The organism is Pseudomonas costantinii (assembly GCF_001870435.1).
GTDB lineage: Bacteria > Pseudomonadota > Gammaproteobacteria > Pseudomonadales > Pseudomonadaceae > Aquipseudomonas > Aquipseudomonas costantinii.
This window is the reverse complement of sequence record NZ_MDDR01000009.1, coordinates 31,653-54,678: the sequence shown is the minus strand read 5'-3', so window position 1 is coordinate 54,678 and position 23,026 is coordinate 31,653. Positions and strand designations below refer to the sequence as shown.

The window sequence follows — 23,026 nt, the reverse complement described above, 5'->3', positions numbered from 1 at the left end:
TGGTGGAGGGCCGGGAGCCGATCTTTGCGGATTGGCAGCTTGGGCGACTGGTTGTTGGGCAGTTTCGAGAAGCGCACGAGGCTGCGTCGGCTGCACCGCCGATATCAGGGGTTTTCCAGGTCATGCCCCAATGACTGAATAAACAACGAAAACAGCTCCGGTTGTGACGAAATATCCAGCTTGGCGTACAGATGCCGACGGTGCACCTTCACCGTGTCCGGCGAGATATTCAGGCGTTCAGCCATCGCTTTGGAAGAGAACCCGCGCAATACCAGGCGAGCAATTTCCAGTTCACGGTCCGAAAGCACCCCACACCCAAAATGGCTCATCGCGTCACGAATCTGGCTGGCCATTTCCTCGGCGGCCGGTGCGCGCTGGGTGCTTTGCTGCCAATGCTGCTGCATCAACGGCAGCACCCACGCCGCCACCGTGGTCATCAGCCCGGTTTCTTCGGCGCTGAACACCCGCTGCCTACCCAGCGACAGTGATAACGTCCCGGCGCCAGGCAGTTGCAGGATAAATTGCACCTCGTCTTCCAGCACGTTGTCGTGGAAGTAGTTGAGGAAGTATTCACTTTGCCGAAAATGGTCCGGCGCGACTTCCTCCAGGCGGTACACGCCATCGGCATACCCTTCGCGACAGGCCTGGAAGAATGGGTCGAGCAAATACAAGCCATTCAGGTAAACCAGCATCGACGCCGGTTTGCTGCTGGGCTGGGCGTCGTATTCTTCCAGGGCCTGGGGCGAGCCGTCGATGGGATAGAAAATCGCCAGGGCGTTATCAAAGGGCAAGCATTGGTGCAGCAACAGCACCAGCTGTTTCCAGAACCGCTCGGTGCCGATGTGCGCGACGGTGCGGCCCAGGCCTGCGTGTATGCCGACCTCTCTAAACAGGCTCATGTAAAAGGCTCCCGCCATCAAAAGATCGGCCAAGGGTTCGGCTTTTGCCGGGTGTCGTCAAGGGGAGTACGCCAATAGGGGAATTGGCTGACGCAAACACAGCGTTTACTTTCCCCACCATCCAGTGGGAAACATATCCCGCAAAAGCCCGACTTTTCGTTTCTGCCTCCTACCAAAAACAACGACAGAGGATAACGATATGAGTGCTTCCCCCGCGCCAGACGGCGTGCTCAAGCCCACCCTGAGCGTCTTCGATGTAGTGGCTATTACGGTTTCAGCCGTAACGCCTGCAAGCTCGGTGTTTGTGATTGCGCCCTTTGCCATCCAGCAAGCGGGCAGCGGTGTATTCCTGGCCTTTGTGATGGCCGCCTTGCTCGCGCTGATGTTCGCCTTCTGTTACGCCGAACTGGGCCGTGCCCACAACAGCGCCGGTGGTGAATATGTGTATGCCAAGCGGGTATTTGGCGGTATGGCGGGTTATGCGACCTTCCTGACGGTGCTGGTGATGTTGCTCTTCATCCCGCCGGTATTGGCCACTGGCGCGGCGACGTACCTGAATAATGCCTTGGGTACGAAGTTCGATTCTCAAACCGTCGCGCTGGTGATCGTGGTGTGCAGTTACGCGCTGGGCATCCTCAATATCAAGCTGAATGCCTGGATCACGGGCACCTGCCTGTTGCTGGAAGTGGCCGCTTTGCTGGTAATCGTGTTTATCGGCTTCGGTAACCCGGTGCAGCCGGCCAGCGTGCTGTTTCAGCCGCAGATCGTCGAAAACGGCGTACTGCATTTGGCGCCCTGGGCGTTGGTGATTGGCGCGGTCGGTATCGGTTTGTTTTCGTTCAATGGTTACGGTCCGGCGGTATTGCTGGCCGAAGACATGAAGTGCGGTGGCAAGGGCGTGCACAAGGCGGTGTTGTGGTCCCTGGGACTGGTGGTGGTGATTGAACTGGTGCCCATCACTGCGCTGTTGATTGGCGCGCCGTCGCTGAGTGCGATGATCAGCAGCCCCGACCCCATCGGCTACCTGTTGACCAGTCATGGCAATGAAACCTTGTCTCGGTTGGTCAGCGCGGGGATCTTCCTGTCAGTGTTCAACGCGATTGTCGCCATCGTCATCCAGATTGGCCGCGTGGTGTTCAGCAGTGGTCGCGATGCATTGTGGACACCAGGTATCAACAAGCTGTTTACCCGGATTCATCCGCGCTGGGATTCCCCTTGGTTGGCTACGCTGTTCCTGGCGATCCCTTCGGCATTGTTGAGTTTCAGCTCCAACCTGGCGGACCTCACATCCTTCAGTGTGTTGCTGATTATGTTGGTGTACCTGGCGGTGGCCTTGTGCGCATTGATGAGCCGGGTGCTGCTGCGTGATCGCGAGCACCCCTATCGCATGCCGCTGTGGCCGCTGCCGGCGTTGCTGGCAGTGCTGGGCGCGGGCTACCTGTTAGTGACCCTGGCGCTGGCGGCTTCGGCGCGAGACATCATGATCATCATCGGCTTGCTGGCCTTGTCGGTGATTTTGTATTGCATCAGTGGCCGGTTGAGTCCGGCGTTTCAGAAATTGTAAGGAGTGGTTATGCGTGCACGTCAATTGGGCATCACGTTGGGGCTGGGTACGCCTGGTGAATTGAATGCCATCACCGATGTTCCCGGCGTCCGGGTCGGCCACAGTACGCTCAAGACGCGTATCGACGGTAAACAGGTGCGCACCGGCGTCACCGTGGTCCAGCCGCGCGCCGGGGAGGCACGGTATCAGCCGTGCTTCGCCGGGTACCACGTGCTCAACGGCAATGGCGATGCGACTGGCCTTGAGTGGATCAGCGAGGCAGGGCTGTTGACCACGCCGTTGGCCATCACCAATACCCACAGCATCGGTATTGTGCGCGATACATTGATTGCCCTGGAGCGCGAGCGCCTGGCGGACCCTGCGGTGTACTGGTGCATGCCGGTGGTGATGGAAACCTACGACGGCCTGCTCAACGATATCTGGGGCCAGCACGTAGGCCCGGAACATGTGCGTGAGGCACTGAACAACGCTGAAACCGGCCCGGTGCAGGAAGGTGCAGTGGGCGGTGGCACCGGAATGATCTGCCATGAGTTCAAGGGCGGTATCGGCACAGCGTCGCGGCGTTTGCCTGCGGAGCAGGGCGGCTGGACCGTTGGTGTACTGGTGCAGGCCAACCATGGCAAGCGCCAGGAACTGCGGGTCGACGGCTACCCGGTAGGCCGCCAGTTGATGGGTATTGCTTCGCCGTTTGCCGAGCGGGGCACGCCGGGCATGGGTTCGATCGTAGTGATCATCGCCACCGACGCCCCCTTGCTGCCACACCAATGCCAGCGCCTGGCGCAGCGTGCATCCATCGGTATTGCCCGCACCGGCGGCGGTACCGAGGACTCCAGCGGCGACCTGTTTCTGGCCTTCGCCACCGGCAACCAGGATGTGCCCGCGGCGGATTACGGGCGCAAGGGCTTGCCGCTGAGCACCGCCTTGCAGATGGTCAATAACGACCACATTTCGCCGTTGTTCAGCGCGGCGGCGGAGGCGGTGGAGGAGGCGATCATCAATGCCATGCTGGCGGGGGAAGACATGACCACCGACGAGGGTGTCAAGGTTCCGGGGTTGGAGAGCGAGACATTATTGGAGGCACTACACAAGTCCGGTTGGAGTATGTCCCGGTAATAGGGGGCAACTCTAATTATATGATGTAAGTGGTGGCTCTTTAATGTTGCCAATGACACCGTGACAATATATTGGATCCATTTTTAAGTGCGCCGCTCAACTTGAGCGGCGTTACCGCTATTTAATATTTAAATATAAGGGGGCGGTTTTTTGTCGGACAAAAGCAAAGACCCCCAATAAATGCTGCGCGCGACTTCTTTAAGTTGAATCTACGTCACATTTTCAGTGCGGAAATATGTGTAGACGAAAGATTTCAGATTGTGTCAGTTTCGATACGCCTTCAAAAGAGGCGAGTGATAGGACTATCTCGCCCGCGAGGTTCCTATCGAACAAAGACTGATGCACTTGCAAACAAGGAAGTACGTTTATGTCAAAAGTAAAAGACAAAGCTATTGTTTCTGCCGCGCAAGCCAGCACTGCTTACTCGCAAATCGATAGCTTTAGCCATCTGTACGACCGTGGCGGTAACCTCACGGTCAATGGCAAACCGTCCTACACCGTGGACCAGGCAGCTACCCAGCTGCTGCGTGACGGCGCTGCGTACCGGGACTTTGATGGCAACGGCAAGATTGATCTGACTTACACCTTCCTGACCTCGGCGTCCTCGAGCACCATGAATAAACATGGCATCTCCGGGTTCAGCCAGTTCAACGCCCAGCAGAAAGCACAGGCCGCACTGGCCATGCAATCCTGGTCGGATGTTGCCAACGTGACCTTTACCGAAAAGGCCACCGGCGGTGACGCACACATGACCTTCGGCAACTACAGCGGCGGCCAGGACGGCGCGGCAGCCTTCGCTTACCTGCCCGGCACCGGCGCAGGCTACGACGGCACGTCGTGGTACCTGACCAACAGCAGCTACACGCCGAACAAGACCCCGGACCTGAACAACTATGGCCGGCAGACCCTGACCCACGAAATCGGCCACACCCTGGGCCTGGCTCACCCTGGCGACTACAACGCCGGGAATGGCAACCCGACCTATAACGACGCGACCTATGGACAGGACACGCGTGGCTACAGCGTCATGAGTTACTGGAGCGAGAGCAACACCAACCAGAACTTCAGCAAAGGCGGGGTTGAAGCTTATTCTTCGGGCCCGCTGATCGACGACATTGCCGCGATCCAGAAGCTCTACGGCGCCAACTACAACACCCGCGCTGGCGACACCACCTACGGTTTCAACTCCAACACCGGGCGTGATTTCTATAGCGCCACATCCAACGCCGACAAGCTGGTGTTTTCGGTATGGGACGGTGGTGGCAACGACACCCTGGACTTCTCCGGCTTCACCCAGAACCAGAAGATCAACCTCAATGAGGCCTCGTTCTCCGACGTTGGCGGCTTGGTGGGCAACGTGTCCATCGCCAAGGGCGTTACCGTCGAGAACGCGTTCGGCGGTTCGGGCAACGACCTGATCATTGGTAACAACGCAGCCAACATCATCAAGGGCGGTGCCGGCAACGACATCATCTACGGCGGTGGCGGTGCGGACCAACTGTGGGGCGGCGCCGGCAACGACACCTTCGTGTACGGTGCCAGCTCGGACTCCAAGCCGGGTGCGTCGGACAAGATCTTTGACTTCACCTCGGGTTCGGACAAGATCGACCTGTCCGGTATCACCAAAGGTGCAGGCCTGACCTTCGTCAATGCGTTCACCGGGCATGCCGGCGATGCTGTTCTGACCTACGCGGCAGGTACCAACCTGGGTACGTTGGCAGTCGACTTCTCCGGGCACGGCGTGGCGGATTTCCTCGTCACCACCGTCGGCCAGGCAGCGGTCAGCGACATCGTAGCGTGATGTAAAGCGCGCGGCGCTCCGGCGCCGCGCTCTATGATGGAGCTTGAGATGCCGCGTTTTTCTCATTTGATCGCCTGTGCTTCACAGGTGTTGTTCGTATCGGCAGGAGCCCACGTAATGGCGAGTAGTCTCGTGTTACCCACCACCGCCCAATTGGCCGGCCATTGGGAGTTGAAGCAACAGGATCAAGTCTGCGCACTGGACCTGTTGGAACAGGCGAACGCCCTGGCCGGCGATGTCGCGTGTGTCGAGCAATGGCTGGGCGATAAACCCCTGACCTGGTCGCCGACGCCGGACGGTATCTGGCTGATGAATGCCGAAGGCACCGGGATAACCCATTTGAATCGCCAGAAAGAAGGCGAATATAAAGGGCGTACACCGTCAGGCGCCGAAGTTGTATTACAACGAACACCTTAGTTGTTTGTTATAAGCATATAACTCGATTTTAATAGTTGGCCGTCCCTTGTTTAGGGATACGGGCAACTGTTGCGTGTAATTCGCTTCAGGGAAGATCAGACGATATGGCGAAGTCCCATGCGGTTGCGCCCCTTTTTAGGGCGCTGGGTGAATACAAGAGTATTTTGATCAGCGTTGGCTGCTTTACCGCATTGATTAACCTGCTGATGCTGGTGCCGTCGATTTACATGTTGCAAGTGTATGACCGTGTGCTGTCCTCCCAGAATGAAACCACCCTGGTGATGTTGACGCTGATGGTCGTCGGCTTCTTCGCCTTTATTGGCACGCTGGAGGTCGTCCGCAGCTTTATCGTGATCCGCATTGGCAGCCAGTTGGAGCGGCGTTTCAACTTGCGCGTGTACAAAGCCGCCTTTGAACGCAACCTGCAGCGTGGTCAGGGGCATGCCGGGCAATCCCTGGGCGACCTGACCCATATTCGCCAATTCATCACGGGACCGGCGCTGTTCGCGTTTTTCGATGCGCCGTGGTTTCCCATCTATTTGTTTGTGATTTTCCTGTTCAACGTATGGCTCGGCGTGTTGGCCACGGCGGGTGCGGTGCTGCTGATCGCCCTGGCATGCCTGAACGAATACCTCACCAAAAAACCATTGGGTGAAGCCAGTGGCTACTCGCAGCAATCCACCCAGTTGGCCACCAGCCATTTGCACAACGCCGAGACGATCCAGGCCATGGGCATGCTGGGCGCGTTGCGCAAACGCTGGTTTGCCGTGCATTCGCAGTTTCTGGGCCTGCAAAACAAGGCCAGCGACACCGGTTCGGTGATTACCTCGCTGAGTAAAACCTTGCGCCTGTGTTTGCAGTCCCTGGTACTGGGCCTGGGCGCGTTGCTGGTGATCAAAGGCGATATGACCGCCGGGATGATGATCGCAGGCTCCATCCTCATGGGACGGGTGCTCAGCCCCATCGACCAATTGATTGCGGTGTGGAAGCAATGGAGTTCGGCCAAGTTGGCGTACCAGCGTCTCGACGAACTGCTGCGCGAATTTCCACCGGAAGTCGAGCAGATGGCCTTGCCGGCGCCCAAGGGCCAGGTAAGTTTCGAGCAAGTCAGCGCGGGCCCGCCGGGGCGGCGTATGGCGACCTTGCATCAAGTCAGCTTCAACCTGGGCGCGGGCGAAGTACTGGGCGTGCTCGGCGCCTCGGGTTCCGGCAAATCCACCCTGGCCCGCGTGTTGGTCGGTGTGTGGCCGACCCTGGCGGGCACCGTGCGCCTGGATGGCGCAGATATCCATCGTTGGGACCGTGACGATCTCGGCCCGCATATCGGCTACTTGCCCCAGGACATCGAACTGTTCAGCGGCAGCATCGCCGACAACATTGCGCGCTTTCGCGATGCAGACCCTGCGCTGGTGGTGCAGGCCGCGCAACAAGCCGGCGTGCATGAACTGATCCTGCGCCTGCCCCAAGGTTACGACACCGTGCTGGGCGACAACGGCGGCGGGCTGTCCGGTGGTCAGAAACAACGCGTGGCCTTGGCGCGTGCCCTGTACGGCGGGCCTCGGTTGATTGTGTTGGATGAACCCAACTCCAATCTCGACACCGTCGGCGAAGCCGCGTTGGCCAGCGCCATCGTGCAGATGAAAGCCCAGGGCAGCAGCGTGGTGCTGGTGACTCATCGCTCCTCGGCATTGGCCCAAGCCGACAAGTTGCTGGTGCTCAACGAAGGGCACCTGCAGGCGTTCGGACCCAGCCAGGAAGTGCTGCGCGCCTTGTCCGGGCAGCAAGAAGCACCACGGGAAAAGGCCGGTGTGAGCCTTAGCCGTCAGTATTCAGCCGGAAGGAATCCAGGCGCATGAGCAGCCTCACTGTTGAGCCACGTTTTGAACAACGCGACGCACGTTTCTTTGTGCGCATGGGCTGGTTGCTGACGGTTGTCGGCGCGGGCGGTTTTTTTCTTTGGGCCAGTTTGGCGCCGCTGGACCAAGGCATTCCGGTCCAAGGCACGGTGGTGGTCTCGGGCAAGCGCAAGGCGGTACAAACCTTCAGCCCCGGCGTGGTCAGCCGCATTCTGGTGAAGGAGGGCGAGCTGGTGAAGCAAGGTCAGCCATTGTTTCGCCTCGACCAGACCCAGAACCAGGCCGATGTGCAGTCGCTGCAAGCCCAGTACCGCATGGCCTGGGCCAGCGTGGCGCGTTGGCAAAGCGAACGCGACAACCGCACTAGCATCAGCTTTCCCGCCGAACTGAGCGCCAACCCGGATCAGGCCCTCGCGTTGGTGCTGGAGGGTCAACGCCAACTGTTCAGCAGCCGCCGCGAGGCCTTTGCCCGTGAACAAGCGGGGATTCGCGCGAATATCGAAGGCGCCACCTCACAATTGGGTGGCATGCGCCGCGCCCGTAGCGACCTGACGGCCCAGGCCCAATCCCTGCGCGACCAACTGAGCAACCTGCAACCTTTGGCCGACAATGGCTACATCCCGCGTAACCGGCTGATGGAGTACCAGCGCCAGTTATCCCAAGTGCAGCAGGACCTGTCGCAAAACACCGGCGAAAGTGGGCGTGTGGAGCAGGGCATCCTCGAGTCACGCCTCAAGTTGCAGCAGCACAGCGAGGAATACCAAAAGGAGGTGCGCAGCCAACTGGCCGACGCGCAACTGCGCAGCCTGACCCTGGAGCAGCAACTCACCTCCGCCGGGTTTGACCTTCAACACAGCGAAATCAACGCCCCGGCCGATGGCATTGCGGTCAACCTCGGCGTACACACCGAAGGCGCCGTGGTGCGTGCCGGTGAAACCCTGTTGGAAATCGTGCCCCAGGGCACGCGCCTGGAAGTGGAAGGGCACTTGCCGGTGCATTTGGTGGACAAAGTCGGCACTCACTTGCCGGTCGACATCCTGTTCACCGCCTTCAACCAGAGCCGTACACCACGCGTGCCGGGGGAGGTCAGCCTGATTTCCGCCGACCAGATGCTCGATGAGAAAACCGGCCAGCCGTACTACGTGCTGCGCACCACGGTCAGTGAGGCCGCGTTGGAGAAACTCCATGGCCTGGTGATCAAGCCGGGCATGCCTGCCGAGATGTTCGTGCGCACCGGTGAGCGGTCGTTGCTCAATTACCTGTTCAAGCCGCTGCTCGATCGCGCCGGCTCCGCGTTGACCGAGGAATGAACATGAAGCTTGTGTTCATTGCCTTGCTGTTGAGCTGCACCAGCGCCCAAGCCGCCATGGGCCCGTTCGATGTCTATGAGCAAGCCCTGCGTAACGACCCGGTATTCCTCGGTGCGATCAAGGAGCGCGACGCCGGTCTGGAAAACCGCACCATCGGCCGTGCCGGCCTGCTGCCCAAGCTGTCCTACAACTACAACAAGGGCCGTAACAACTCCAAGGCCACCTTGCCCGACGGGCGTGGCGGCAATTATCAAGACAACCGCAACTACGACAGCTACGGCTCGACGTTCAGCCTGCAACAACCCTTGTTCGACTACGAAGCCTATGCCAACTACCGCAAAGGCGTGGCTCAGTCACTGTTTGCCGATGAAAGCTTTCGCGACAAAAGCCAGGCCTTGTTGGTGCGGGTGTTGACCTATTACACCCAGGCACTGTTTGCCCAGGATCAGATCGACATCGCCCGCGCCAAGAAGAAAGCCTACGAGCAGCAATTCCAGCAGAACCAACACCTGTTCCAACAGGGCGAGGGCACCCGCACCGACATCCTTGAGGCCGAATCGCGCTACGAGTTGGCCACCGCCGAAGAGATCCAGGCGCTGGATGAGCAGGACGCGTCATTAAGAGAGCTGGGCGCGTTGATTGGCGTGCAGAGCGTCAACATCAACGACCTGGCGCCGCTGAACCAAAGCTTCGCGGCCTTCACGCTGACACCTGCCAACTACGACACCTGGCACGAGTTGGCGGTCAGCAATAACCCCACGCTTGCGTCCCAGCGCCAGGCAGTGGAAGTGGCGCGTTATGAAGTGGAACGCAACCGCGCCGGGCACCTGCCGAAGATCACAGCGTATGCCAGCTCACGCCTGCAGGAGTCCGACAGCGGCAACACCTACAACCAGCGCTATGACACCAACACCATCGGCGTCGAAGTCAGTTTGCCGCTGTATGCCGGTGGCGGCATCTCTGCATCCACCCGTCAGGCCAGCCGCGCCATGGAGCAGGCCGAGTACGAGTTGGAAGGCAAGACCCGCGAAACCCTGATTGAGCTGCGCCGCCAGTTCAGCGCCTGCCTGTCGGGCGTGAGCAAGTTGCGCGCGTATCAAAAGGCCCTGACCTCCGCCGAAGCGCTGGTGGTGTCGACCAAGCAAAGCATCCTCGGCGGCGAGCGGGTCAACCTCGACGCGCTTAACGCCGAGCAGCAGCTGTACAGCACTCGCCGCGACCTGGCCCAGGCGCGTTACGACTATTTGATGGCCTGGACCAAATTGCACTACTACGCGGGCAACTTGCGCGACACCGACTTGGCCAAGGTAGATGAGGCCTTCGGACCTGTGAAATGAACATCCATAAAAACAACAAGGATGGTTTAGATGATCACCGATTTACCTCGCTTCAAACCCTTTACCGCAGGCTCCTTGCTGCTGTTTTCCGTGGCCGCTCAGGCGCAATACACTGAGACCGGCCAGTTGGGTAATCCCGCGAGTTGGCGTTCCGCCGAGTTCCAGAGCGACTGGGGCCTGGAGCGCATGAAGGCCAACGAGGCCTACGCTGCCGGGATCAGCGGCAGCGGGGTGAAAATCGGCGCACTGGACTCGGGGTTCGATGCCAATCACCCGCAAGCCTCCAAAGAGCGCTTCCACCCCGTCACCGCCACCGGCACTTATGTCGATGGCCGCCCGTTCAGCACCACCGGCGCACTTAACCCCAACAACGACTCCCACGGCACCCACGTCACCGGCACCATGGGCGCGGCACGCGATGGCGTGGGCATGCACGGCGTGGCGTACAACGCGCAAATCTACGTGGGCAACACCAACGCCAACGACAGCTTCCTGTTTGGCCCGACGCCCGACCCGAAATACTTCAAGGCGGTGTACAGCGCGTTGGTGGATTCCGGTGTGCGCGCCATCAATAACAGTTGGGGCAGCCAGCCCAAGGACGTCAGCTACCAGACCCTTGGCGACCTGTACGCGGCCTACGCCCAGCATTACAACCAGGGCACCTGGCTGGACGCGGCGGCGGATGTGGCCAAGGCCGGTGTCATCAATGTGTTCAGCGCCGGTAACAGCGGTTACGCGAATGCCAGCGTGCGCTCGGCGTTGCCGTATTTCCAGCCGGAGCTGGAGGGCCACTGGCTCGCGGTGTCGGGGCTGGATAAAGCCAACAACCAGAAATATAACAAGTGCGGCATCGCCAAGTACTGGTGCATTTCAACCCCGGGTGCGCTGATCAACAGCACCATTCCCGATGGCGGCTATGGCGTGAAATCCGGCACCTCGATGTCGGCGCCGCATGCCACCGGCGCGTTGGCACTGGTGATGGAACGCTATCCTTATATGAACAATGAGCAGGCGTTGCAGGTGCTGTTGACCACCGCCACACAACTCGACGGCTCGATCACTCAGGCGCCCAACACCATCGTGGGCTGGGGCGTGCCGGATCTGGGCCGGGCGATGCACGGACCGGGGCAATTGCTCGGCGCGATGAATGTAAACCTGGCGGCCGGGCAGGGTGATGTGTGGAGCAACGGGATCTCTGACCAGGCGTTGCTCCAGCGCCAGTCGGAAGACCGCATCGAGCACGCCGCTTGGCAGCAAACCCTGATCGACAAGGGTTGGCAAAACGGTGTGAGTGCCACTGCCAGCCAGCAGGATAAGACCGATTACGCCGTCGGCAGTGCACGCGATCAAGCTGGCGCAAACCGGGTGTACGAAGGCAGCCTGGTCAAATCGGGCGACGGCCGCCTGCTGCTCAGCGGCGACAGCACCTATCGCGGCGCAACCACGGTCAATGGCGGCCTGCTGGCGGTAAACGGTTCGCTGACGTCAGCGGTCACCGTCAACGCCAGCGGCACCCTCGGCGGTTCCGGGCGTATCGGCGCGTTGTCGGTGAACAGCGGCGGCACGGTGGCGCCGGGGAATTCAGTGGGTGCCTTACACGTGGCCGGCGATGTGACGTTGGGGGCAGGTTCCACCTATGCCGTGGAACTGACGCCCACCCGCAGTGACCTTATCGTCGCGGGTGGCAAGGCTATATTGGGTGGCGGCACCGTCACCCTGGCGCTCGAGAACAGCCCTACCGTGCTCAGCCAAAGCCAGGCCCAAAGCCTGATCGGTCGCCAATACAACATCCTCCAGGCGGCAGGCGGCATTCAGGGCCAGTTTGGGCAGGTGCTTCCCAACTACCTGTTTATTGGCGGCACACTCGACTATGCCGCCAATGGCGTTCAACTGGATGTGGTGCGCAACAACAAGACCTTCGCCAGTGTCGCCGCTACCCGTAACCAGCGCGCTGTCGCCGTCGCCGCCGAGCAATTGGGCGCCGGTAACCCGGTGTATGAAAGTGTGCTGCTGTCGGACTCCCTGGCATCGGCCCAGCAAGGCTTGCAGCAGCTGTCGGGTGAAATTTACCCGGCGATTGGCGCCATGCTGATCAACGACAGCCTGCAACTGCGCGACGCGGTGGGCGAGCGTCTGCGGCATGTGCCGGTGACCGGTGAAAGCAACCTGTGGCTCAAGACGCTCGGGGCCTGGGGCAAGACGGACGGCGGCAGCGAAACGGCGGGCTCCACCACCTCGATTGGTGGTCTGTTGGCCGGGGTCGACGGTGCGCTGGATGAGCAGACGCGTGTGGGTGTGGTCGCCGGCTACAGCGACAGCTCATTGAACATGGGCAGCGGCACTCACTCATCGGCGTCCATCGACAGTTACCACTTGGGCGCCTATGCCGGGCGTGAATTGGGCGACTGGCGGGTAAGCGTCGGCGGTGCCTACAGCTGGCATCGCGGTGATGTGAAGCGCGACCTGCAATACGGCGAAGTCAGCGGCAAGCAGAAGGGCAAGCTGGAGGCGCGCACTGCCCAGTTGTTCACCGAAGCCGCGTACCGCATTCACTTGCAACCGTTGGCTGTGGAGCCGTTCGCCAACCTGGCCTATGTGCACCTGGACAGTGAGTCTTTCCACGAAAAAGGCGATGCCGCAGCCCTGGAACGCGGCAGTGATCGGCGTGATGCCGTGCTCAGCACCCTGGGTGTGCGTGCCCTCAAAACCCTTCCTCTGAACGATCACCAGCAACTGGAACTGTCTGGTTCGCTGGGTTGGCAACACAGCCTCACCGCCGTTGAGTCCGAAGAGCACTTGGCGTTTGCCGCGGGCGGCCCTTCATTTGCCGTGAGTAGCGCGCCGTTGCTGCGTGATGCGGCGTTGATCGGTGTGCAGGCCAGCCTGGCGTTGAGCCCGTCCACACGGGTGAACCTCGATTACACCGGCCAATTGGGTGGACGGGAGAAAACCCAGGGCGTGGGGCTGAGCTTGAACTGGCAGTTCTAAAAGCACCGCGGATCAAAAAGGTGGGCGCTGCGGTGTGCAGGAGAAAGTGATTCACATACCGGCAATAAGAAAACTAAGGAAGGTCACCGTGAACAAACGCAAGTCAGGGTTAATTACCGCCACTCACACAGGCCCGGGCTACCCGCTCAAGGCCAAGAGCCGTGCGCCATGCGGTGCATTGCTGTGTTGCCTGGCAAGCCTGGGGACCGCCCAGGCCGCACCCTATGTGGAAACCGGCAAGCTGGGCGACGTCGCGAGTTGGCGCAGCAATGAGTTCAAGGCCGACTGGGGCCTGGGCGCCGTACACGCCGATACCGCCTATGCGGCCGGTTACACCGGCAAAGGCATCAAGCTGGGGATCTTCGACCAGCCGGTGTACGCCCAACATCCGGAGTTCGCCAGCCCGGGCAAAGTGGTGACGATTGTCACCGAGGGCATTCGCCAGTACACCGACCCGTATATTCCGGTGAAAGCGGGCGATGCGTTTCGCTACGACGGCACACCGTCCCTGGGATCCAACGGCAAGCTGGGTAACCACGGCACCCATGTCGGCGGTATCGCCGCCGGTAACCGCGATGGCGGGCCGATGCACGGCGTGGCGTTCAACGCGCAAATCATCAGCGCCGAAAACGGCGACCCGGGGCCGGAAGACGGGATCATCCTGGGCAACGATGGCGCGGTGTACAAAGCCGGTTGGGATGCACTGGTCGCCAGCGGCGCGCGGATCATCAACAACAGCTGGGGCATCGGTATCGGTGATCAGTACGCCAAGGGTGGCCGCGATCCGGCGTTCCCGAACTTCACGGTGAATGAAGCCCAGGCGCAGTTCAATCACATCCGGCCGATTCTCGGCACCGTCGCAGGCGGCGCTTATCAAGGGGCGATCGACGCTGCGCGCAGCGGCGTGTTGACCATCTTTGCCGCGGGTAACGACTACAACCGCAACAACCCCGATGCGATTTCGGGGCTGGCGTACTTTGTGCCGGAGATTGCGCCCAACTGGTTGTCTGTGGCGGCCTTGCAGCAAAACCCGAATACCGCCAGCCCCGATCCTTATGTGATCAGTACGTTCTCTTCGCGCTGTGGTTATGCGGCGAGTTTTTGCGTGTCGGCGCCGGGCACCAAGATCTACAGCTCGGTGATCAACGGCACCAGCCTTACAAACCTCACTACCGATTACGCCAACTTCAACGGCACCTCCATGGCCGCGCCGCATGTGGCCGGCAGCGCGGCGGTATTGATGGAGCGCTTCCCGTACATGAACGGCGAGCAGATCTCCACGCTGCTCAAAACCACTGCCACCGACCTCGGTGCACCCGGCATCGACTCGCTGTATGGCTGGGGCATGATCAACCTGGGCAAGGCGGTCAGCGGGCCGGGGATGTTCATCACGGCTGAGGATATCCCGGCAGAGTTTCGCATCGACGGCGCGTACGGCAGCGGCCAGTTTGTTGCCGACCTGCCGGGGATTGGCGCCGTGGTGGACGCGGGCAAACCCACGCAGCGCCTGTGCAGCGACGTGCATTGCGGGCGGGATGTGTGGAGCAATGACATATCGGGTCATGGCGGCCTGACCAAGCAGGGCATCGGCGCTTTGGTGCTGACCGGCACCAACACCTACAGCGGCCCGACGTTGGTCAATCAAGGTTTGCTGGCGATCAACGGTTCGGTCACCTCCGACGTCACCGTCAGCCAGAGCGGCGTAGTCGGTGGTTCGGGACGCATCGGTTCGCTGACCGCTAGAAGCGGCGGTACCGTGGCACCGGGTAACTCCATCGGCACGCTGAATGTGGCGGGCAATGTCACCTTCGACGCCGGGTCGACCTACGCGGTGGAGTTGTCGCCGACCAGCAGCGATCGCATCGTCGCCAGCGGCACCGCCACGCTCAACGGTGGCACCGTGACCTTGGCCCTGGAAAACAGCCCGACCCTGCTGACAGGCGCACAGGCCGACAGCTTGATCGGTCGCCAGTACAACATCCTGCAAGCCGCAGGCGGTATTACTGGCAGCTTTGGTTCGGTGCTGCCCAACTACCTGTTTCTCGGCGGCACCTTGAACTACGCGGCCACCGGTGTGCAGTTGGATGTGGTGCGTAACGCCAATAGTTTTGCCAGTGCGGCCGCCACGCCAAACCAGGCTTCCGTGGCTACCGCCGCCGAGAGGCTGGGCGCAGGCAATGCGGTGTATGAAAGCCTGCTGGCGGCGCCGAATGCGGCTTCGGCACAAGGTGCGTTTCAACAGCTGACCGGGGAAATCTACCCGGCGTTAGAGAGTGCACTGGTCAATGACAGCCGCTACGTGCGCGAAGCGGTAGGCGAGCGCCTGCGCAATGGTGAGATGGGCGCGACCAGTCAAACCGTCGACAGCCGTGGCAACGTGTGGTTCAAGGCGTTGGGGGCGTGGGGCAAGACCGACAGTCGCAGCGACACGGCGGGCTACACCACCTCCATCGGCGGCATGCTGGCCGGGGTAGATGGCGCGTTGGACGAAGCGACCCGTATCGGTTTGGTGGCAGGCTACAGCGACACCTCGTTGAACATGGGAGACGACACCCATAGCCGGGCCTCAGTCGACAGCTACCACCTGGGCGCTTACGCCGGGCATGAAATCGGCGCCTTGCGCCTCAGCGGCGGCGCGACCTACAGCTGGCACCGAGCGGATGTGAAGCGCGATCTGCAATACGGCGATGTGTCCGGCAAGCAAAAAGCCAAGGTCGATGCACGCAGCACCCAGGTGTTCACCGAGGCGGCCTACCGCGTCAACCTGCAACCCCTGGCCCTGGAGCCGTTCGCCAACCTGGCCTATGTGCACTTGGACACCGATGGCTTCACCGAGAAGGGTGACGCTGCCGCGCTGAAGAGCCACGACGACAGCCGCGACCTGGTGCTGAGCACCTTGGGCGTGCGCGCCTTGAAGACCTTCAATGTGAATGACCACCAGCAACTGGAGGTGTCCGGCACTTTGGGTTGGCAGCACAACCTGAGCAGCACCGATTCCGAACAGCACCTGGCGTTTGCCTCGGGCGGCCCGTCGTTTGCGGTGGAAAGTTCGCCGATGGTGCGTGATGCCGCGTTGGTCGGAGCGCGCGTGAGCCTGGCGTTGAGCAAGGACGCGCGGGTGAATTTTGACTACAACGGCCTGCTGGCAGGCAAGGAAAAAGTCCACGGGGTGGGGGTGAGCCTCGATTGGGCGTTCTGAGGTTTTAGCGATCACGGTGGGCGAGCAGGCTCGTTCACCGTGGGTACAAGTGTTTTGGCTTTCTCTACAAATCCAACAACAGAGAGGCACTACCATGGGTATCTTTGACTATAAAAACCTCGGGACCGAGGGCTCCAAAGCGTTGTTCGCCGATGCCATGGCGATCACGTTGTATTCCTACCACAACCTGGATAACGGCTTTGCCGTAGGCTACCAGCACAACGGCCTGGGGTTCGGCTTGCCGGCCACGCTGGTCGGTGCGTTGCTGGGCAGCACGGATTCACAAGGTGTGATCCCCGGCATTCCCTGGAACCCCGACTCGGAAAAAGCCGCCCTTGAAGCGGTGCAAAAAGCCGGGTGGACGCCGATCAGCGCCAGCACGCTGGGCTACGACGGCAAGGTCGATGGGCGGGGCACCTTCTTTGGCGAAAAGGCCGGCTACACCACGGCGCAAGTCGAGGTGCTCGGCAAGTACGATGACGCCGGCAAGCTGCTGGAAATCGGCATCGGTTTTCGCGGCACGTCGGGGCCACGGGAAACCTTGATCAGCGATTCCATCGGCGACCTGATCAACGACCTGCTCGCGGCCTTGGGGCCCAAGGATTATGCGAAAAACTACGCAGGCGAAGCCTTTGGCGGCTTGCTCAAGAATGTCGCCGACTATGCGGCGGCCCATGGCCTGAGCGGCAAGGACGTGGTGGTCAGCGGCCATAGCCTGGGCGGTTTGGCGGTCAACAGCATGGCGGACTTGAGCAACAACAAATGGTCGGGCTTCTACAAGGACGCCAACTATGTCGCCTATGCATCACCGACCCAGAGCGCCGGCGACAAAGTGCTGAACATCGGCTACGAGAACGACCCGGTGTTCCGCGCGCTGGACGGCTCCTCGTTCAACCTGTCGTCGTTGGGCGTGCACGACAAGCCCCACGAGTCGACCACGGATAACATTGTCAGCTTCAACGACCACTACGCTTCGACGCTGTGGAATGTGCTGCCGTTTTCCATCGTCAACCTGCCGACCTGGGTTTCACATTTGCCCACCGGCTATGGCGATGGCATGACGCGGGTTCTCGAATCCGGGTTCTACGACCAGATGACCCGTGACTCCACGGTAATCGTCGCCAACCTGTCCGACCCCGCGCGGGCTAACACCTGGGTCCAGGACCTTAACCGCAATGCCGAAGCGCACAAGGGCAACACCTTCATTATCGGCAGCGACGGCAATGACCTGATCCAGGGCGGCAAGGGCGCGGACTTTATCGAGGGCGGCAAAGGCAATGACACGATCCGCGACAACAGCGGCCATAACACCTTTCTGTTCAGCGGCCACTTTGGCAACGACCGCGTCATTGGTTACCAGGCCACGGACAAGCTGGTGTTCAAGGATGTGGAGGGGAGCACCGACCTGCGTGACCACGCGAAGGTGGTCGGCGCGGATACGGTGCTCACGTTTGGCGCCGACTCGGTGACCTTGGTCGGCGTCGGGCATGGCGGCCTGTGGGCGGACGGTGTTGTGATCAGCTGATTACACGCGCCACCTGTCAATGCCAATGGTGCCCCCGCCAGCCGCCGTCCCAGTGCGGCCGGTGGGGGTAGCCATAGCCATAGCCGTAATAATGGTGTGGATAGTAATAAGGCCGCGGGCCGTAACCCCAATGACCGTAATAGATCGGTGGCGGCGGGGCTTGCACCACGATCACCCGTGGAGGCTGGCGGATGATGAGGGTGTCGGCAAACACCGGCGTACTCGCCAGGGCCGCCAGGGTCAGGGGAATGAGCAAAAGAGCGCGTAGCGTTCGGGACATGCGTGCCATGGCCGTCGTTCCTCCGTTCTACCGCCTTCGAAGATGAAGGTGGCTTATCGGTTAAACGCCGGAGCGGGGAAAATCCTTCGGTAAATAAATCTTCACGTATCGACGGCTGAAGACTGCGACGGATCAAGCCGGTCTCACACGTTCAATGACTACCTGCGAGATGTTTCGCGCGTCATGTGTGAGGAGCTGAGCATGTCCCGATTTCGATTGCTGCTGTGCGCCTTGGTACTGCTGGGGTTGGGCGGGTGCGCGGTGTATCCGGCCTATCCGGGCCCATGCTGCTACCGCCCGTACTACCACTCGTACTATTACCATCCTTACTATCACCCGTATTACCACCCGTACTACCGGTACTGATCGAGTGACAGCCCTGAACAAAAAAGCCCCGAATATCGGGGCTTTTTTTGTTGTCAGTTTTCCTTGCGTACCGTCGCTACATCCGAGGGCTTGACTCGCACGTGCTTGCCGGCGATGTCGATGAATTCATAGAAACCGTCGGAGGTGTTGGTTTTAGGCATGTCCTTGGTCAAATACTGCGTGCCATTTTGCAATGTCACTACGGTTTGCGTCGCACAACCGGCCAATACCAAAAGAGTGAGTGCAACCAGCGGCAGCCCCAAAATCTTCATGTTCATAACCCTTACCTTTAACCCTGAAAAGTCCCGCGCCATGGGCTGCGGACAGCAAATGTTACGCGATCAACACCCTCATCTGATCACTTTTATACAGAAAGTTGCGTGCGCCATTTATCTATTACCAATTGCAACAATCGGTGGATGGCGGCAATCTGTATGCATAACCAGTATTTATTCAGCGCGCGAAATGGCCAATCCCCTCGACGACCCCTTGTATTACCTGCATAACTTCCGCCAAGTGCTGCTTTGGCTGGGGCAGCGCTATGCCGATTTACTCGACCCGGACGAAGCGCATTTTATTCAGCAATTCGACAGGTTGCCGCAGGCGTCCCAGGCGTTATTGGTGCGGATGGTGATGCGCAAGGGCATGCACTTTCGCGCGAGCAAACTCAATTACCTCGAGATTGGTTGCACCCACACGGCGGCGCAGGCGCTGGTGGCGCAAGGTTGGGTCGATGAACAAGGCTCTCTGGCCTTTGACGAGCTGTTCGCACTGCTGCAAAAGGGCGAACTGCTCGAGGCCTTCCACCCCTGGATTGATCAGCCCAAGGGCAAGAAGGCCGACTGGCTGGAGCCGCTGACGCTGCAGTTCACTGAACACCGCAGCTTTGCCCAGTGGTGCCCGGATATAAGCGATACGCTCTACAGCCTCACCGTGATGGACTTGTGCGATCGCCTGCGCCTGATGTTCTTCGGCAATCTGCACCAGGATTGGTCGGAGTTCGTGCTGGCGGACCTGGGGATCTACACCTACGAAAAGGTGGAGTTCTGCGCCGAGTCCCGTGGCCTGCGCAACCGCGACGATGTGCACGGCTTTCTGTTCCTGCACCACTGTCAGCAGGCGTTTGAAGCGGGGGAAGCGCTGGAGGGCGTGTTGGCGCAAATCGCCACGTTCTGCACCGACAACCCCTGGCTGGAAAAACGCCGCGCGAAGCTGTTGTTCCAGATCGGCCAATACTGCGAACGCAGTGCTGAATTGAACCTGGCGCAGCAGATCTACCGTCATTGCGCCTATCCCGGCGCGCGTTCACGGCTGATTCGCGTACTGGAGCGCCAGGAGGAATATGCCCAGGCCATGGCCCTGGCCTGCATGGCGCAACAGGCACCGGAAAGCGCCGCCGAACAACAACATCTGCTGCGCGTGTTACCCCGCCTGCGTCGCAAGTTGGGCGAACCTGCTTTGCCCAAGGCCAAGCTTGGGGAGGTCACGCGCCTGGACCTGGAACTGGCCATTTCGGAGCCGCTGATGTCGGTGGAGTATTGCGTGCAGGCCCATTTGAATGAGGCTGATGCGCCGGTGCATTACGTCGAGAATGGCCTGATCAACTCCTTATTCGGACTGTTGTGCTGGGACGCGATTTTCGCGCCGCTGCCCGGCTCGTTTTTCCACCCGTTCCAGCGCGGGCCGGTGGACCTGCACAGCGAGGATTTTCACCCGCGTCGCGCAACGTTGTTCGACGCATGTTTCGAGCAACTGCTGGATGAGCGCTACAAAACCACCATTCGCCAACGTTACGTGGACAAGTGGGGTATTCAGTCGCCCTTTGTGTTCTGGAACCTGCTCAGTGAAGACCTGCTCGAGCAAGCACTGGTCTGCTTGCCCGCCGAACACTTGCGCCACTGGTTTGAACGGCTGCTGCTGGATATTCGCGCCAACCGCGCCGGCATGCCGGACCTGATCCAGTTCTGGCCCGCGCAAAAGACCTATCGCATGATCGAGGTCAAAGGCCCCGGCGACCGCCTGCAAGACAACCAGCTGCGCTGGCTGGAATTCTGTGCGAAGCACCAGATGCCGGTCACGGTCTGCTATGTACGCTGGACGCAGCCCGCTTGAGCTATAGCGTAGCGGTGCGGGCGCTGTGTGAGTTCACAGCCAAGGTCGGTGACCTGGACCTGCGCTTTACCCCGTCACCCAGCGCCCAGGAAGGCATCGTCGGTCATCGCACCGTCGCCTCCCGGCGCAGTGCGCATTACCAGAACGAAGTGGCCCTGGAAGGCGAATACCAGCAACTCAAGGTGCGGGGCAGGGCAGACGGTTACGATCCCGAGCGTAATCGCCTCGAAGAGGTGAAGACCTATCGCGGCGACCTGGACGCTCAGCCCGCCAATCACCGGCAACTGCATTGGGCTCAGGCCAAGGTCTACGGCTGGCTGATGTGCCGCAAGCTCGGTCTTGGCGAGATCGACCTGGCGCTGGTGTATTTCGACATTGTCGGCGAGGGGGAAACCCTGCTGAGCCAGCGCTTTCAGGCGCCAGAGCTGGAGTCGTTCTTCAACCAGCAATGTGCGCTGTTCCTCGGTTGGGCGCAGCGGGAAATGCAGCACCGCGAAGCACGTAACAGCGCCGCGCAAACCCTGGCGTTTCCCCATGCCGCGTTTCGCCCTGGCCAGCGCTCGTTGGCCGAGTCAGTCTACAAGGCCGTCAGCACCGGACGTTGCCTGATGGCCCAGGCACCCACCGGCATCGGCAAAACCGTCGGTACGATTTTCCCAATGCTCAAAGCCCTGGCACCCCAGCAACTGGACAAGGTGTTCTTCCTCACCGCCAAGACCCCCGGCCGCAAGCTGGCCCTCGACGCCGCCCAGGTGCTCTACGACAGCAGCCCGGACTTGCCGTTGCGGGTGCTCGAACTGGTGGCGCGGGACAAGGCGTGCGAACACTTGGATAAAGCCTGCCACGGCGACTCATGCCCCTTGGCCAAAGGGTTTTACGATCGCCTGCCCGCTGCACGCGCTGCTGCGTCCAACGTGCGTTTGCTGGACCAGCGCAGTTTGCGCGATGTGGCGCTGGCCCATGCTGTCTGCCCGTATTACCTGAGCCAGGAAATGGCACGCTGGACCGACCTGGTGGTCGCTGACTACAACTACTATTTTGACTTTGGCGCCATGCTGTTTGGCCTGGCCCAGCTCAATCAATGGCGCGCGACGGTGCTGGTGGACGAAGCACACAACCTGGTTGAGCGCGCCCGTTCGATGTACAGCGCCAGCCTCGATCAATACAGCCTCAAGACCGTGCGCGACGCTGCGCCCGAGCCGCTGAAGAAGCCCTTGCAACGCCTTAACCGCGAATGGAATGCCCTGCACAAGGATCAACTCGCGCCCTATCAAGCCTATGCCATCAAACCCGACAAATTGCTCCAGGCCTTGAGCCTCTGCGCCAGTGCCATGGGCGACTACTTCAACGACCACCCCGAATCCCTCACCGGCGACCTGCAAGCGTTCTATTTCGAGGCGCTGCAATTTGCCAAGGTGGCTGAGCTGTTCAACGAGCACTTCATTTTCGATATCAGCAAGCGGCCGTTCGGCGCCAAGCGCAGTGTTTCAACCCTGTGCCTGCGTAATGTGGTGCCCGCCGAATTCATCCGGCCCCGGCTGACCGCGGCCCGCAGCAGCGTGCTGTTTTCCGCGACCTTGAGCCCACGGCACTATTACGCCGACTTACTGGGCCTGCCAGCGGATACCGCGTGGGTTGATGTGGAGTCGCCGTTCAAGGCCGAGCAATTGCAGGTGCACATCGTCGATGAAATCTCTACGCGCTTCGTGCATCGCCAAGCCTCGCTGGAGCCGATAGTCGAATTGATTGCCCGGCAATTTACGCAACAGCCCGGCAACTACCTGGCGTTCTTCAGCAGCTTCGATTATCTGCAACAAGTGGCGCAGTTGATGGCCGAGCGGCACCCGCAAATCTCGCTGTGGTTGCAATCACGCGGGATGGCCGAAGCTGAGCGCCAAGGGTTTTTGGATCAGTTCACCCCGCACAGCCAGGGCATCGGGTTTGCTGTGCTCGGCGGTGCGTTTGGAGAAGGCATCGATTTGCCGGGAGCGCGGTTGATCGGGGCGTTTATCGCCACCCTGGGGTTGCCGCAACTGAACCCGATCAACGAACAAATGAAAGCGCGCATGGGCTCTATCTTCGGGTCCGGCTATGACTACACCTATCTCTACCCGGGTATCCAGAAAGTGGTGCAAGCGGCGGGAAGGGTGATCCGCAGTCAACAGGACGAGGGGGTCGTGATGTTGATTGATGACCGATTTGGCGAGGCGCGGGTGCGGCAGTTGCTGCCGCGATGGTGGGCGGTAGATTGAGTCATTC

At 60.5% G+C, this 23,026-nt stretch carries 16 protein-coding genes; 13 read left to right on the top strand and 3 right to left on the bottom strand.

The window, feature by feature from the left end:
- Positions 1-104: 104 nt before the first annotated feature.
- Positions 105-899: a helix-turn-helix transcriptional regulator gene (locus BFL40_RS07230; RefSeq protein WP_071483308.1), complete on the bottom strand. Its 795-nt coding sequence runs from the start codon at positions 897-899 to the stop codon at positions 105-107.
- 199 nt (positions 900-1,098) lie between these two features.
- On the opposite strand from BFL40_RS07230, the gene BFL40_RS07225 reads away from it, so the two are divergent.
- The 10 genes from BFL40_RS07225 to BFL40_RS07180 all read left to right on the top strand — a co-directional run bounded on the left by BFL40_RS07225 (position 1,099) and on the right by BFL40_RS07180 (position 18,009).
- On the top strand, positions 1,099-2,463 hold the full coding sequence (locus BFL40_RS07225) for an APC family permease (protein WP_071483307.1): 1,365 nt from the start codon (positions 1,099-1,101) through the stop codon (positions 2,461-2,463).
- Between the two features lie 9 nt (positions 2,464-2,472).
- Positions 2,473-3,576: a DmpA family aminopeptidase gene (locus BFL40_RS07220; RefSeq protein WP_071483306.1), complete on the top strand. Its 1,104-nt coding sequence runs from the start codon at positions 2,473-2,475 to the stop codon at positions 3,574-3,576.
- 367 nt (positions 3,577-3,943) lie between these two features.
- Complete coding sequence (locus tag BFL40_RS07215; protein ID WP_071483305.1) at positions 3,944-5,377, top strand: serralysin family metalloprotease; 1,434 nt, start codon at positions 3,944-3,946, stop codon at positions 5,375-5,377.
- Positions 5,378-5,425: 48 nt separating this feature from the next.
- On the top strand, positions 5,426-5,794 hold the full coding sequence (locus tag BFL40_RS07210; protein WP_071483304.1) for a protease inhibitor Inh/omp19 family protein: 369 nt from the start codon (positions 5,426-5,428) through the stop codon (positions 5,792-5,794).
- Positions 5,795-5,898: 104 nt separating this feature from the next.
- On the top strand, positions 5,899-7,650 hold the full coding sequence (locus BFL40_RS07205; protein WP_071483303.1) for a type I secretion system permease/ATPase: 1,752 nt from the start codon (positions 5,899-5,901) through the stop codon (positions 7,648-7,650).
- On the top strand, positions 7,647-8,960 hold the full coding sequence (locus tag BFL40_RS07200; RefSeq protein ID WP_071483302.1) for an HlyD family type I secretion periplasmic adaptor subunit: 1,314 nt from the start codon (positions 7,647-7,649) through the stop codon (positions 8,958-8,960). The genes BFL40_RS07205 and BFL40_RS07200 overlap by 4 nt, the downstream gene beginning before the upstream one ends.
- A 2-nt stretch (positions 8,961-8,962) precedes the next feature.
- Complete coding sequence (locus tag BFL40_RS07195) at positions 8,963-10,297, top strand: TolC family outer membrane protein (protein ID WP_071483301.1); 1,335 nt, start codon at positions 8,963-8,965, stop codon at positions 10,295-10,297.
- Between the two features lie 30 nt (positions 10,298-10,327).
- Positions 10,328-13,285 (top strand): autotransporter serine peptidase EprS, encoded by a 2,958-nt coding sequence (gene eprS, locus BFL40_RS07190; RefSeq protein WP_071483300.1) that lies wholly within the window; start codon positions 10,328-10,330, stop codon positions 13,283-13,285.
- Positions 13,286-13,373: 88 nt separating this feature from the next.
- Positions 13,374-16,484 (top strand): autotransporter serine protease, encoded by a 3,111-nt coding sequence (locus BFL40_RS07185; RefSeq protein WP_071483299.1) that lies wholly within the window; start codon positions 13,374-13,376, stop codon positions 16,482-16,484.
- 94 nt (positions 16,485-16,578) lie between these two features.
- A complete protein-coding gene (locus tag BFL40_RS07180) occupies positions 16,579-18,009 on the top strand; it encodes a polyurethane esterase (protein ID WP_071483298.1) in 1,431 nt (476 codons plus the stop codon).
- 16 nt (positions 18,010-18,025) lie between these two features.
- Here BFL40_RS07180 and BFL40_RS07175 read toward each other — a convergent pair whose 3' ends face one another.
- Complete coding sequence (locus BFL40_RS07175) at positions 18,026-18,298, bottom strand: hypothetical protein (protein ID WP_071483297.1); 273 nt, start codon at positions 18,296-18,298, stop codon at positions 18,026-18,028.
- A 192-nt stretch (positions 18,299-18,490) separates the two neighbouring features.
- On the opposite strand from BFL40_RS07175, the gene BFL40_RS34035 reads away from it, so the two are divergent.
- Positions 18,491-18,655, top strand: a complete 165-nt coding sequence (locus tag BFL40_RS34035) for a hypothetical protein (protein ID WP_162843021.1) — start codon at positions 18,491-18,493, stop codon at positions 18,653-18,655.
- 53 nt (positions 18,656-18,708) lie between these two features.
- Here BFL40_RS34035 and BFL40_RS07170 read toward each other — a convergent pair whose 3' ends face one another.
- The gene (locus tag BFL40_RS07170) at positions 18,709-18,933 is read right to left on the bottom strand and encodes a YgdI/YgdR family lipoprotein (RefSeq protein WP_071483296.1); all 225 of its coding nucleotides are present in this window, start codon (positions 18,931-18,933) and stop codon (positions 18,709-18,711) included.
- Between the two features lie 187 nt (positions 18,934-19,120).
- Here BFL40_RS07170 and BFL40_RS07165 point away from each other — a divergent pair, with 187 nt between their 5' ends.
- Together BFL40_RS07165 and BFL40_RS07160 are read left to right on the top strand one after the other, a co-directional pair.
- A complete protein-coding gene (locus tag BFL40_RS07165) occupies positions 19,121-20,767 on the top strand; it encodes a VRR-NUC domain-containing protein (protein ID WP_071483295.1) in 1,647 nt (548 codons plus the stop codon).
- The gene (locus BFL40_RS07160; protein ID WP_071483294.1) at positions 20,764-23,019 is read left to right on the top strand and encodes an ATP-dependent DNA helicase; all 2,256 of its coding nucleotides are present in this window, start codon (positions 20,764-20,766) and stop codon (positions 23,017-23,019) included. Before BFL40_RS07165 ends, BFL40_RS07160 begins: the two co-directional genes overlap by 4 nt.
- Positions 23,020-23,026 lie beyond the last annotated feature (7 nt).